The organism is Stenotrophomonas lacuserhaii (genome assembly GCF_014836545.1).
GTDB lineage: Bacteria > Pseudomonadota > Gammaproteobacteria > Xanthomonadales > Xanthomonadaceae > Stenotrophomonas > Stenotrophomonas lacuserhaii.
The window spans coordinates 206,537-219,066 of the sequence record NZ_JACSQS010000002.1 but is presented as its reverse complement, the minus strand read 5'-3'; the positions used below and the strand labels follow the sequence as shown (position 1 = coordinate 219,066).

Below are 12,530 nucleotides of genomic sequence, written 5' to 3'. Positions count from 1 at the left end.
GGGACTACGGATCATCAACAGCTCCTTTGAACAGGACTCAGAACGTGCCGCGCTGCAGGAACGGTGCCTGCCGATACAGCTCACGCTCACCGCCACGCGGGTCGTCAGCCAGCGTGCTGCGCACATCGAACAGCAGCGTCTGCCGGCGTGGCAGGCCGTACGGTTCCCAGTGCGCCAGGCCGGCGTGGTTGGGGTCGCCCTGGCGGGCGAACTGCAGCAGTGCGCTGCTCATGGTGGCCGCCAGTGCGCGCGCCTGCGCACCATCGCCACTGCGTGCACCGGGCTGGGCGGTGTTGTCGAACACCAGCGGGATATCCAGCGTGTGGAAAGCGCCGAGCCTGCCACCGTCCAGCGGCGAACCCCAGTCCAGCTGGTAGGCCCAGGTGGGCGCCGCACCGGCGCGCTGGCGCGCGCGCGCTTCCAGTTCTTCCACCGCCCCGCGCCATGAGCGTCCGGCGGTGGTGGCGGCGAAGAACACCTGCGACGGCGTGTAATCCGGATACATCCGGCGGTACGCGTCGATCACCCGCTGTGGGCGCAGGTCGACGTACTGCTCGCGTTCCAGCTTCGCCGGAAGGGTGTCCCAGGTGAGTTCGTGGTTGGCCGGATCGTTGCCGAGGAACGCACGGGTTTCATCGCGCGTGTTGCCGATCACCATCGGGATGTGCGCGGACTGCGCCGGCGCTTCGGGGAAGAACGGATGCACCGGTAGCACCACATCATCCAGCACCGGCCCCACGTACAGCCCGCTGGTCTCGATCCGCGACGGATCGCGCGCCTTGCCGGCGGCCAGCAGCGCGGCCGGGGACAGACGCAGCAGCGCCTGGACGTCCTTCGCGCCGGCTGCTTCCATGGCGATGGCGGTACGCTGCGCGGCCGCGCGCGGGCCGGCGGCGGTGACCTGCTGGCCGCTCATCGTCCAAGCCCGCTGGAACAATCCCTTCGCCGCGGGCATCGCCATCAGCGTGGCGATCTTCGCCCCGCCCCCGGACTGGCCGAACACGGTGATGTTGCCCGCATCGCCGCCGAAGACCGCAGCATGCTCGCGCACCCATTGCAGGGCCTGCACCAGGTCGAGCTGGCCGACGTTGCCGGACGCGGCCATGCGCGGGTCACCGAGCGCGCCCAGATACAGATAGCCGAACAGATTGAGGCGATGGTTGACTGTCACCACCACCACGTCGCCGCGCCGGCACAGCGCGCCGCCGTCGTACAGCGGGTCACTGCCGGAACCGTTGTTGAAGCCGCCGCCGTGGATGTAGAACAGGATCGGCCGCTTGCCGCCGTCGCCGAGCGCCGGCGTCCAGACATTGAGGAACAGGCAGTCTTCGCTGCCCGGGCCTTCGCTGCCGCCCTGTGGCGCGGCGGCTCCGTAGTCCAGTGCATCGGCGACACCACGCCACGGCGTTTCCCGGCGCGGTGGCTGGAAGCGGTAGGCGGCGGTGTCGGCGCCGTAGCGAAGCCCGCGGAACACACACGTGCCGTGTTCGCGCTGGCCGCGCACGCGTCCCCCGCGTACCCGCGCCAGTACCTGCTGGTCGGCGTGCAGGCCAGGTTGGGCCAGTGCGGTCGGCAGCAGGGAGGCGGTGGCGGCAGCGAATGTCCAGCGTGCACTGTCGCGGAGGAAGCGGCGGCGTTGCAGGTCGGCGTGATCGTCGTTCATGGGCGACCCTCCGGGGTCTGGGTCTGGGCGCGCAGCCAGCGCTGCGCGATGTCCGGCCACAGGGCCGTGGTCGAATCCGCGGCGGCGCGCATACCGAAGCCGTGGCCACCGTGGGCGAACACATGGAGTTCATGCTCCACGCCCGCCGCTGCCAGCGCACGCGCCATCAGCAGGCTGTTGTCGACGCTGACGACGCGGTCATCGGCCGCGTGCAGCAGCAGGGTGGGGGGCATGTCCGCGCGCACCTGGTCCTGCATCGAGTAGCGGCTTACCAGGGCCGCGTCCGCCGGTTCGCCGATCAGGCGCAGGCGTGAGCCGCCGTGGGCCTGCGGTCCCATATCGATCACCGGGTACACCAGCACGGCGCGGGAAGGCCGCGCGCTGAGCCGGTCGGCTGCATCGGCTGGCGGGTAAGCGGGGGTGTCGAAGCCGGTGGCCAGGCGCGCGGCGACATGGCCACCGGCCGAAAAGCCCATCACCGCGATGTCTTCCACGTCCAGCCCGCGGCGTGCTGCGGCGGCGCGAACCACGCGCATCGCGCGCTGCGCATCGGCAAGCGCCGCCTGGCGGTCGCGGCCGGTCTCGGGCAACCGGTAACGCAGCACGAACAGGGTATAGCCGGCGCGGTCGACCCACTGCGGGACCAGCCCGGTGCCTTCCTTGTCGATCACCACGCGCTGGTAGCCGCCGCCTGGAATCACCAGCAGCGCCTTGCCATTGGGCTGCGCCGGGGCATGAACCACCAACCACGGCGCATCGATCTGGTCGACATAACGATCGGGCCGGGCCGGGTCCGCGCTGCGCTCCACCACGTGAAGTCCGCGCGCGGGGCCGCTTTCGCCGGGCACCTCTCCCGCTGGCCACAATGCGATGTGCTCGCCGGCGGCCTCTTCGGCCCCTGCAACGGGCGGCGGCGGTGCGCGCTGCGCCGCAGCGGCAGCAAGCGCCGGTGAGGTGGCCAGGGACAACGAACAGAGCAGCGAAAAAAGCGTCGATCTCATGCGGCACAAGGCTCCTGGGACGATGACAGGTGACAGTTGGCCACCCCCGTCGTGCCTTCTGACGCACTGCACATTGCCAGATGACACCGGTTTACCATATACACGTCATCCGAACGCTGTCGATGCGCAGCGCAACAACGCCAAAGGGAGAGCCTCCTTGAGCAACGAACCCGGCAACATGGACCTGCCAACCGCACCGGCGGCCTCCGCCGACCCTGCCGCCATCGCCAGCGCCTTCACCGGTGCGCGCCGCGCGGGCGCATCGCTGGCCGATTTCCCCGGCCAGATCCCCGCCGACCTGGTCAGCGCCTATCACGTGCAGGACCTGGCAATCGGCCAGTGGGAGCATGAGGTGGTCGGTTGGAAAGTCGGCTACATCGCCGAAGAACGCCGCGACAGCTCCGGCGACGATCGTCTGCTGGGCCCGATCTTCAATAATCGGCTGCAGAATGCTACCGGTGGAACAACGCTCGATATCGCGGTCTTCGAGGGCGGCTTCGCAGCGGTCGAAGCCGAGTATGTGATCGAACTGCTGGAAGATGCCCCGGCCGACCAGCTGGAGTGGACGCCCGAGCAGGCCGAAGCACTGCCGGCCCGCCTGTACATCGGCGTGGAGGTTGCCAGCAGCCCGCTGGCCACGATCAACATCCTGGGGCCGTTGGTGGTGGTGTCCGATTTCGGCAACAACAACGGCCTGCTGCTGGGACCGGAGATCACCGACTGGACCCGGCGCGACGACAGCGAACTGCGCGCGGAAACGCTGATCGAAGGCGAGGTGGTCGGCACCGGCGGTGCAACCCGCCTGCCCGGCGGCCTGCGCACTGCGATCGCCTTCGCACTGTCCCGCTCGGCCAAACGCGGCCGTCCGCTCAAGCGCGGCGAACTGATCGCCACCGGCAATGCGACCGGTATCCACGACATCCGCGTAGGCCAGACGGCAGTGGTGCGGTTTGCCGGTTTCGGAGACATTGCCTGCCGGGCCGTCGCTGCGGGATGACCGCAGCGGCCCGGTGAACACGCGCGGGAGGGCGCAGATGATCACACGTAGAAATTTCCTCGCCACCAGCCTCGGCGCGCTTGCCGCGCCGGCACTGGTCGGCTGCAGCAAGGCGGGCGGCAGCGCAGCTGGCGGCCACCTGCTGACCGCCACCGATGTGCATGTGGCGGACTATCCCACCGTGACCGCGGTCAAGTGGATCGGCGATACGTTGCAACGTGAGACCGGTGGGCGCCTGCGCCTGCGCCAGTACCACTCCGGGCAGCTGGGCCGCGAATCGGAAGCGATCGACATGGCCCGCTTCGGCGCCATCGACATCACCCGGGTGTACTCCGGCGCGCTCAACAACGCCTTTCCGCTGACCCAGGCCCTGTGCCTGCCCTACGTGTTCGACTCGGTGGCGCACATGCGCGCCGCGCTGGACAGCGGCGTTGCCGAGGCGGTGCTGCGCGGGTTCGAAAGCCGCGACCTGGTCGGCCTGGCGATCTACGATTCCGGTGCGCGCTGCTTCTACAACACCAAGCATCCGATCGTGTCCCCGCAGGACCTGCGCGGCCTGAAGCTGCGCGTCGCATCGTCGGACATCTTCATCCAGCTGATGCGCCTGTTCGGTGCCAACCCGACCCCGATGTCGTTGGGTGACACGTTCTCCGGGATGGAAACGCACATGATCGACGGTGCGGAAAACAACATGCGCAGCTTCCATTCCAGCCGTCATTTCGAGGCTGCGCGCTACTGGTCGCAGAGCGATCATTCGTATGCGCCGGACGTGTTGTTGATGTCGCGTGCCAGCTTCGACCAGCTGCAGCCGGCCGATCGCCAGCTGCTGCTGGAAACCGCGCGTGCCTCGGTGAAGGTCATGCGCGAACAGTGGGATGCTTCCGAAGATGCCGCGCGCAAGGCGGTGCTCGACTTCGGCATCAAGGCCAACGAAGTGGACATGCCGGCCTTCCGCAAGGCCGCTGATCCGCTGCTGCAGGAGTACCTGAAGCAGCCCGAGCTGGCCGCCATGGTCAGCCGCATCCGCGATCTCGCCTGAGGAACTCTGCCATGACCGACATGACGACGGGCACCGCCCCGATCGCCCCCGGCGCAGGACAGCGCCTGCTGGACCGCATCGCCGATTTCGCCATCTACATCGCCGTGGCCGCCCTGCTGGGGCTGGTGGTGGTGCAGGGTTGGCAGGTATTCGCCCGCTACGTGCTCAACGATTCGCCCAGCTGGACCGAGCCGGTGACGCTGCTGCTGCTGAGCACGGCGATGAGCCTGGGCGCGGCCTGCGGCGTCTACACCAACCGCCACTTCGGTTTCTTCCTGCTGGCCGGTTACATGGGCCCGCGATTGCGCCGTGCGGTGGATACCTTCGTGCAGCTGGTGATCGGCGTGCTGGGTGGCTACCTGGCGGTGTTCGCGATGGTGCTGCTGCGCGACGGCCTGGACATCAAGGCCGCCGGTGCCAACCTGCCGCAGAGCATCAATTACCTGCCGCTGTCGGTGGGCGGTGCGCTGATGGTGCTGTTCGCGCTCAACCGTGCATGGCGGGTCCATTTCCCGCTCGCGGTGGTGGCCGACGAAGACGCTGAAGGAGATCGTTGAACATGGGCATTACCCTGCTTTTCCTGGTGTTCGCCGGCCTGCTGGTGATCGGTGTGCCGGTCGCCTACGCGCTGGCGGCCGCCGCGCTTGCCACCCTGCTCTACCTGGACATCCCCAGCATCGTACTGGTGCAGCAGATCTCCGCCGGTACCGGCTCGGCATCGCTGATCGCGATTCCGCTGTTCATCTTCGCCGGTGAGATCATGATGCGTGGCGGCATCTCCGAACGCCTGATCGCGTTGGCGTCCTCGCTGGTCGGGCGCATGCGCGGCGGCCTGGGACAGGTGTCGATCCTGTCCTCGCTGTTCTTCGGCGGGGTGTCTGGTTCGGCCATCGCCGATGTGTCGGCGGTCGGCGGCACGATGATCCCGCAGATGGTCAAGCGCGGTTATGACCGTGATTTCGCGGTCAACGTCAGCATCACCGCCGCGCTGGTCGCGCTGCTGGTGCCGCCCTCGCACAACCTGATCCTGTTCTCGGCCGCTGCCGGCGGTGGATTGTCCATCGCCGACCTGTTCGCGGCGGGCATCGTCCCGGCGCTGATGATGACGCTGGCCTTGATGGTCACCGGCTATGTGGTGGCACGTCGCCGGGGTTATGGCGTGGAAGTGTTCCCGGGCTGGCGCGCGGTGGCCTTGCGCATCTTCTCCGCCCTGCCCGGCCTGGGCCTGGTGGCGCTGATCTTCGTGGGTATCCGCGCGGGCATCTTCACTGCCGTGGAAAGTGCGGCCATCGCCGTGGTGTATGCGCTGCTGGTCACTACCCTGCTGTACCGCCAGCTGCCGTGGCGTGAGTTCTTCGGCACGGTCATCCATGCCGCGCGCAGCACCGGGGTGATCCTGTTCGTGATCGCCACCGCCGCCGTGTTCGGCTGGCTGCTGGCCTTCCTGCAGGTGCCGGTCGCGGCGGTGGACTTCCTGCAGTCCTTCGCGCACAGCCAGTTCATGGTGCTGCTGATGATCGTGATCATGCTGCTGCTGCTGGGTACCTTCATGGACCTGGCGCCGATGATCCTGATCTGCACGCCGATCTTCCTGCCGGTGGCCAAGGCCTACGGCATCGATCCGATCCACTTCGGGCTGGTGCTGGTGCTGGCCGGCGGCCTCGGGCTGGTGACCCCGCCGGTGGGCTCGGTGCTGTTCATCGGCACCGCCATCGGCAAGATCAGCGTGGGCGAAAGCATGCGCAGCATCTGGCCGTTCTGGTTCGTGGCGCTGGGCGTGCTGCTGGTGGTGGCGTTCTTCCCCGGCCTGTCGCTGTGGCTGCCGCATCTGCTGCGGGCCTGATGGGGGCGGGCGGCGTGGCGACGACCTGCGTCGCCATCCATCGAAGAAAGCGTGACGACCAACGGTCGTCACCCACCGTAGTCGCCGGTCGTCACCCACCGCGGCCGCGGGTCGCCACCTACCTATCTTTCCTGGGAGGGAAAACGATGCAGTTGAAGCACACCCTGAAGATCCTGCTGGCCGGTGGCCTGCTGCTGGCCAGCGCGGCCGTGGCCGCCGCCGGACCGGTAGCCGCCACGAACTGGAAACGTGGCATCGAGAACCAGCGCCAGGCCGATCTCGGCAACGGCACCTTCCTCAATCCGGTGTTCGCCGGTGACCGCCCGGATCCGTCGGTGCTGAAGGATGGCGAGGATTACTACCTTACCCTGTCCTCCTTCGATGCGTATCCGGGCCTGCCGCTGTGGCACTCGCGCGACCTGGTCAACTGGCAGCCGCTGGGCCATGCGATCACCAAGAATGTCGGAGCGATCTGGGCACCGGACATCATCAAGCACGAAGGCCGCTACTACATCTATTTCCCCGCGCGCACCGGTGAAACACGCAGCAATTTCGTGGTCTGGGCCGATGACATCAAGGGCCCCTGGAGCGAACCGATCGACATCGGCCTGGAGAAGTACATCGATCCGGGCCACGCCGTCGGTGAGGACGGCAAGCGTTACCTGTTCCTGAGTGGCGGTGATTACGTGCAGCTGGCCGACGACGGCCTGAGCGTGGTCGGTACCCCCAAGCACGTCTACGACGGCTGGAAGTACCCGGAAAGCTGGGACGTGGAGGCATACGCGCAGGAAGGCCCGAAGATCAACTTCCGCGACGGCTGGTATTACATGACCACCGCGGTGGGCGGTACCGCCGGCCCGCCGACCGGGCACATGGTCATTGTTGCCCGTTCGCGTTCCATCCACGGTCCGTGGGTGAACGACCCGAACAATCCGATCATGCGCACGCAGTCCGCCGCCGAGCCGTGGTGGTCGCGCGGCCACGCCACCGTGGTGGAAGGCACCGACGACCGCTGGTGGATGATCTACCACGGCTATGAGAACGGCTATTGGACGCTGGGTCGGCAGGCGTTGCTGGAGCCGATCGAGTGGACCGCCGACGGCTGGTATGTCGCCAAGGGCGGCGACCTCGGCCAGCCGCTGCGCAAGCCGGCGGGCGAGTCGGTCGGGCAGCACGGCATGGCCCTGTCCGACCCCTTCACCGGCAGCAAGCTCGGACCGCAATGGTCGTTCTTCAACCCCGCGCAGGATGAATACAAGCGGCTGGGCTTCAGCGGCAACGGCCTGGTGCTGCAGGGCAAGGGTGAAACCCCGCGTGACAGCTCGCCGCTCACCGCCATCGCCGGCGACAAGGCCTACCAGTTCGAGGTCGAGATGGATGTCGCCCCCGGCGCGGTCGGCGGCGCCCTGCTGTACTACAGTGACCGCCTGTACGTAGGTGTCGGCAGCAACGGCGAGAAGTTCATCATGCACCGCTATGGTGAAGAGCGCCCTACCCGCCTGGCGCCCAGCAGCACCGGCGGCAAGCTCTGGCTGCGGGTCACCAACAACCGCCATATCGTCACCATCCACTCCAGCACCGACGGCCGCACCTGGGAGAAGTACCCGGTTCAGATGGAAGTGTCCGGTTACCATCACAATGTGGCGGGCAAGTTCCTGGCCCTGAAGCCGGCGCTGTACGCGGCCGGCGACGGCGCGGTCACCTTCCGCAACTTCCGCTACCGCGCGCTCGACTGAGCGCGCGGCTAGAATCCCCCGACCCCTCGAGTCGAAGACATGTCAGTGCGCAACAGCAACGATGCCGCCAAGCCGGCAGTGATGAAAGGCAAGGCGGCAACGATCAACGACATCGCGCGGCTGTCGGGGGTCTCGAAGAAAACGGTTTCAAGGATCATCAACAACTCCCCGCTGGTGCGCAAGGACACGCGCGAGAAGGTGGAAACGCTGATGCGCGAGGTCGGCTACACGCCCGATCCGTTGGCGCGTGGGCTGGCCTTCCGGCGCTCGTTCCTGATCGGGATGGTGTACGACAACCCGACCGCGCAGTACATCGTGGACATGCAGTACGGCGCACTGGATGCGCTGCGCGGTTCCAGCTTCGAACTGGTGGTGCATCCCTGCGACAGCCGCAGCCCCGGCTATATCGAGGGCGTCTGCCGCTTCGTGCAGCAGCAGAAGCTGCACGGGGTGATCCTGGTGCCGCGTGCATCCGAAGACCAGGCGCTGGCCGATGCCCTGGAAGAGATCGGCTGCCGTTTCACCCGCATCGCCTCGCTGCCGCTGGATGAAACCTCGCAGATGGTGGTCACCCATGATCGCGATGGCGCCGCAGAGGCGGCCGATTACCTGCTGTCGCTCGGCCACCGCGATATCGCGCTGGTGACCGGCCCGAGTGCCTATCGCTCGGCCCACGAACGCACCTCCGGCTTCATCGAGGCGCTGGCCAAGCGCGGCATCGAGCTGCCCAAGGACCGCATCGTCGAAGCCGGTTACACCTTTGAATCCGGCGTGGCCGCAGCGGAAAAGCTGCTGCTGGGCAAGAAGCGCCCGACCGCCATCTTCACCGGCAACGACGAAATGGCCGCCGGCATCTACAAGGTCGCGCTGCGCGCCGGCATCAACATCCCGCGCGAACTGTCGATCATCGGCTACGACGACAGCCCGCTGGCCTCGCGCCTGTGGCCGTCGCTGACCTCGGTGCGGCGGCACACGCGCGATACCGGACGCACCGCTGCGGCGATGCTGATCCAGCCCGATGGCCAGCCGGCGATGCAGATCGCCAGCGTGCGCCCGCACCTGATCGTGCGCGATTCCTGCCAGCCGCCGCAGGACGAATAAACCGTAAACCCCCGCCCCGCAAGGAAGAAAAGGCACCTTGCGCTGCAAAATGACACCGGTGTCCAAGGCCGTTAGAATGGCCGCCACACCGCGCCGGCGCCGAGTCATCGGCCCGTCCCCTGCTCTGGAGAAGCCATGTACTGCAAGACCCATTACGCCACCCATCCCGATGCCATCAAGGGCGCCAGCAATGACGACCTGCGCGACCTGTACCTGCTCGATGGCCTGTTCAACGCCGATGCGGTGACCCTGAAGTACACCCACTACGAGCGCTTCGTGCTCGGCGGTGCAGCGCCGGTCAACGGCCCGGTTTCGCTGCCCAAGCAGACCGAACCGGCTTCGGCCGCCGGCCATGCGTTCCTGGAGCGTCGCGAGCTGGGCGTGATCAACGTCGGCAGCGGCAGCGGCACCATCACCGTCGATGGCACCCCCTTCAAGCTGGGCCCGAAGGACGGTCTGTACGTGGCCATGGGCAGCGAAGACGTAGTGTTCGCCTCCGACGATGCCGCCAACCCGGCGCAGTTCTACCTGGCCTCGACCCCGGCGCACGCGCGCTTCCAGACCAAGGCGCTGTCGATCAAGGACGCGGTGGCACTGGACCGTGGCGCGCTGGAAACCAGCAACGAGCGCACCATCTACCAGTACATCGTGCCGGCCACCTGCCAGTCCTCGCAGCTGCTGCTGGGCCTGACCGTGCTGAAGCCGGGCAGTGTCTGGAACACCATGCCGCCGCACCTGCACGACCGCCGCAGCGAAGTGTATTTCTACTTCGACCTGGGCCAGAACGATCGCGTGTACCACTTCATGGGCGAGCCGGAAGCGCAGCGCCACATCGTCATCCAGAACAACGAAGCGGTGGTGTCGCCGCCGTGGTCGATCCACATGGGCGCCGGCACCAGCAACTACGCTTTCATCTGGGCGATGGGTGGCGAGAACCTGGATTACACCGACATGCACGTGCTGGACATCTGCCAGCTCAAGTAAGCCTCAGTTCCGCCGCCGGCATCCGCGCCGGCGGCGGTCCGTCCATCGTGCGGCGAGCGCACGTATCCACAAGGAATGCATCAATGGCTAATCCGTTCAGTCTGGAAGGCAAGGTCGCGCTGGTCACCGGTGGCAACACCGGCCTGGGGCAGGGTATCGCCGTGGCATTGGCTGCTGCAGGCGCCGACGTAGCCGTGGCCGGCATCGCCCCGCCGACCGATACCGTGGCGAAGATCACCGCGCTGGGCCGCCGCTGCCTGGCCATCGAAGCGAACCTGATCAGCATCGAGCCGGTCGAGCGCGTGGTGCGCGAAACCATCGAGGGCCTGGGTGGCCTGGATATCCTGGTCAACAACGCCGGGCTGATCCGTCGCGCCGACGCGGTCGACTTCACCGAGCAGGACTGGGACGACGTGATGAACGTCAACATCAAGTCCGCGTTCTTCATCTCGCAGGCGGCCGGCCGGCATTTCATCGCCCAGGGCCACGGCAAGATCATCAACATCGCCTCGATGCTGTCCTTCCAGGGCGGCGTGCGCGTGCCGTCCTATACGGCCAGCAAGAGCGGCATCGCCGGCATCACCCGCCTGCTGGCCAACGAATGGGCCGGCAAGGGCATCAACGTCAATGCGATCGCACCGGGCTACATGGCGACCGACAACACCGCGGCCCTGCGCGCCGATGCAGACCGCAACAAGTCGATCCTGGAACGCATCCCCGCTGCACGCTGGGGCAACCCGGAAGACCTGGCCGGTGCTGCCGTGTTCCTGGCCTCGTCGGCCTCGGACTACGTCAACGGCGCGGTGCTGCCGGTCGACGGTGGCTGGCTGGCGCGGTAACCGGGTAACACGGTGGGTGACGGCCAGCCACGGTGGGTGACGACCGTTGGTCGTCACTCCGGCAATCCGCCGAGCATGGCTCGGCGCTACCAGAGGCCCTGCCGATGCTGCGCCTGACGCTGTTGTTGTTGCTGTCCTTCGCTGCCACCGCACACGCTGCACCGCAGCGGGTGTTCATTGCCGGGGATTCGACTGCGGCCGAGTATGGGCCGGAGCGGGCGCCGCAGGCGGGCTGGGGGCAGATGCTGCAGAGCTATCTGGATCCGGCGCGCATCGAGGTGCGCAACCATGCAAAGGGCGGGCGCAGCACCCGCAGTTTCATCGCCGAAGGGCGGCTGGATGCCATCGCCGGTGAACTCCGCAAAGACGATGTGCTGCTGATCCAGTTCGGCCACAACGATGCGAAGTTCGAAGACCCCTCGCGCTATACCGATCCGGCCGGCGACTATGCCGCGTTCCTGATGCGCTACGTGCAGCTGGCACGCGACAACGGTGCCACGCCGGTGCTGATCACCCCGGTGGCACGCCTGCTGTACGACTTCGGTTCGCTGCTGGACACGCATGGGGTATACACCGCGGCGATGAAGCAGTTGGCCGCGCGCGAGGACATCGCGCTGATCGACCTCAACGACCGTTCCACGCGCTGGATCCGCGCGCTGGGCGAGCAGGGCGCCAAGCCGTATTTCCTGTTCGTGCCGGAACAGCAGAAGGCTGATGGCACCCATTTCAGCACTGCAGGTGCGAACGCGGTGGCCTGCCTGGTGCTGCGTGACTGGGTGGAACTGCAGCCGGCAGTGAAGCCTGCGCTGGTGCGTGACATCGACTGTGACGTGAGCGGCGGCGCGGGGCAGGGCAGCGACCCGCAGCGCCCGTCGCAGGTCGTGCACGAAGACGACCTGGCGCGGCCCCAGGCCGGCCCGCATGGCGGCGCGGGTCCGACCACGGCGTATCCGTTCTTCGCCGACGCCGAGGGGCTGCCGTTCGTGCTGCGCAAGCGCGTGCTGCACAAAGGCGCCGGCATCGGCCTGCATCCGCAGCACAAGGACGAGATCTATTACATCGTCAGCGGCGAAGGCTCGTACGTTCTGGATGGAAAGCAGTTTGATGTGCGCCCCGGGCATGCGCTGCTGACCCGCACCGGCAGTCGCCACGCCCTGCAGCAGCGTGGCGAAGAAGACCTGGTGGTGCTGCTGGCCTACCCGCGCTGACACCACCGACCGATGACCGGTAGCGCCGACCCATGGTCGGCGAGCGCAGCGGAGGCGCTTGGCTTTCAAGAACCGCGCATGATCGGAGAATGTGGCGACCAACGGTCGCCACCCACCAA

General features: G+C 67.2%; 11 protein-coding genes. 9 read left to right on the top strand and 2 right to left on the bottom strand.

Features of this window, described 5'->3' with window-relative positions; translation table 11 throughout:
• Positions 1 to 37: 37 nt before the first annotated feature.
• Both H9654_RS03855 and H9654_RS03850 read right to left on the bottom strand, forming a co-directional pair.
• A complete protein-coding gene (locus H9654_RS03855) occupies positions 38 to 1,663 on the bottom strand; it encodes a carboxylesterase/lipase family protein (protein WP_191769167.1) in 1,626 nt (541 codons plus the stop codon).
• Positions 1,660 to 2,664 (bottom strand): alpha/beta hydrolase, encoded by a 1,005-nt coding sequence (locus H9654_RS03850; protein WP_191769165.1) that lies wholly within the window; start codon positions 2,662 to 2,664, stop codon positions 1,660 to 1,662. Before H9654_RS03850 ends, H9654_RS03855 begins: the two co-directional genes overlap by 4 nt.
• A 178-nt stretch (positions 2,665 to 2,842) precedes the next feature.
• On the opposite strand from H9654_RS03850, the gene H9654_RS03845 reads away from it, so the two are divergent.
• The 9 genes from H9654_RS03845 (at position 2,843) to H9654_RS03805 (ending at position 12,411) form a co-directional block, all read left to right on the top strand.
• Positions 2,843 to 3,661, top strand: coding sequence for a 2-keto-4-pentenoate hydratase (locus tag H9654_RS03845; protein ID WP_101101811.1), 819 nt, complete (start codon positions 2,843 to 2,845; stop codon positions 3,659 to 3,661).
• 37 nt (positions 3,662 to 3,698) lie between these two features.
• The gene (locus H9654_RS03840) at positions 3,699 to 4,700 is read left to right on the top strand and encodes a TRAP transporter substrate-binding protein (protein ID WP_191769163.1); all 1,002 of its coding nucleotides are present in this window, start codon (positions 3,699 to 3,701) and stop codon (positions 4,698 to 4,700) included.
• Between the two features lie 11 nt (positions 4,701 to 4,711).
• Positions 4,712 to 5,257: a TRAP transporter small permease gene (locus tag H9654_RS03835; protein ID WP_191769161.1), complete on the top strand. Its 546-nt coding sequence runs from the start codon at positions 4,712 to 4,714 to the stop codon at positions 5,255 to 5,257.
• Between the two features lie 2 nt (positions 5,258 to 5,259).
• Positions 5,260 to 6,543: a TRAP transporter large permease gene (locus H9654_RS03830; RefSeq protein ID WP_191769159.1), complete on the top strand. Its 1,284-nt coding sequence runs from the start codon at positions 5,260 to 5,262 to the stop codon at positions 6,541 to 6,543.
• Positions 6,544 to 6,689: 146 nt separating this feature from the next.
• Entirely contained in the window at positions 6,690 to 8,279 is a 1,590-nt protein-coding gene (locus H9654_RS03825; RefSeq protein ID WP_191769157.1) for a family 43 glycosylhydrolase, read from the top strand.
• A 39-nt stretch (positions 8,280 to 8,318) separates the two neighbouring features.
• Positions 8,319 to 9,380, top strand: a complete 1,062-nt coding sequence (locus tag H9654_RS03820; protein ID WP_101101729.1) for a LacI family DNA-binding transcriptional regulator — start codon at positions 8,319 to 8,321, stop codon at positions 9,378 to 9,380.
• Positions 9,381 to 9,515: 135 nt separating this feature from the next.
• On the top strand, positions 9,516 to 10,364 hold the full coding sequence (gene kduI / locus H9654_RS03815) for a 5-dehydro-4-deoxy-D-glucuronate isomerase (RefSeq protein WP_191769155.1): 849 nt from the start codon (positions 9,516 to 9,518) through the stop codon (positions 10,362 to 10,364).
• A gap of 83 nt (positions 10,365 to 10,447) precedes the next feature.
• On the top strand, positions 10,448 to 11,203 hold the full coding sequence (gene kduD / locus H9654_RS03810; protein WP_042612108.1) for a 2-dehydro-3-deoxy-D-gluconate 5-dehydrogenase KduD: 756 nt from the start codon (positions 10,448 to 10,450) through the stop codon (positions 11,201 to 11,203).
• 104 nt (positions 11,204 to 11,307) lie between these two features.
• Complete coding sequence (locus H9654_RS03805) at positions 11,308 to 12,411, top strand: GDSL-type esterase/lipase family protein (protein ID WP_191769153.1); 1,104 nt, start codon at positions 11,308 to 11,310, stop codon at positions 12,409 to 12,411.
• Positions 12,412 to 12,530: the final 119 nt, after the last annotated feature.

Bases quoted from the DNA above. Each gene is read 5' to 3' on its own strand.
- H9654_RS03850 (WP_191769165.1), bottom strand. From the start codon at position 2,664: ATGAGATCGACGCTTTTTTCGCTGCTCTGTTCGTTGTCCCTGGCCACC.
- H9654_RS03855 (WP_191769167.1), bottom strand. From the start codon at position 1,663: ATGAACGACGATCACGCCGACCTGCAACGCCGCCGCTTCCTCCGCGAC.
- H9654_RS03835 (WP_191769161.1), top strand. From the start codon at position 4,712: ATGACCGACATGACGACGGGCACCGCCCCGATCGCCCCCGGCGCAGGA.
- H9654_RS03840 (WP_191769163.1), top strand. From the start codon at position 3,699: ATGATCACACGTAGAAATTTCCTCGCCACCAGCCTCGGCGCGCTTGCC.
- kduI (WP_191769155.1), top strand. From the start codon at position 9,516: ATGTACTGCAAGACCCATTACGCCACCCATCCCGATGCCATCAAGGGC.
- H9654_RS03805 (WP_191769153.1), top strand. From the start codon at position 11,308: ATGCTGCGCCTGACGCTGTTGTTGTTGCTGTCCTTCGCTGCCACCGCA.
- H9654_RS03830 (WP_191769159.1), top strand. From the start codon at position 5,260: ATGGGCATTACCCTGCTTTTCCTGGTGTTCGCCGGCCTGCTGGTGATC.
- H9654_RS03845 (WP_101101811.1), top strand. From the start codon at position 2,843: ATGGACCTGCCAACCGCACCGGCGGCCTCCGCCGACCCTGCCGCCATC.
- H9654_RS03825 (WP_191769157.1), top strand. From the start codon at position 6,690: ATGCAGTTGAAGCACACCCTGAAGATCCTGCTGGCCGGTGGCCTGCTG.
- H9654_RS03820 (WP_101101729.1), top strand. From the start codon at position 8,319: ATGTCAGTGCGCAACAGCAACGATGCCGCCAAGCCGGCAGTGATGAAA.
- kduD (WP_042612108.1), top strand. From the start codon at position 10,448: ATGGCTAATCCGTTCAGTCTGGAAGGCAAGGTCGCGCTGGTCACCGGT.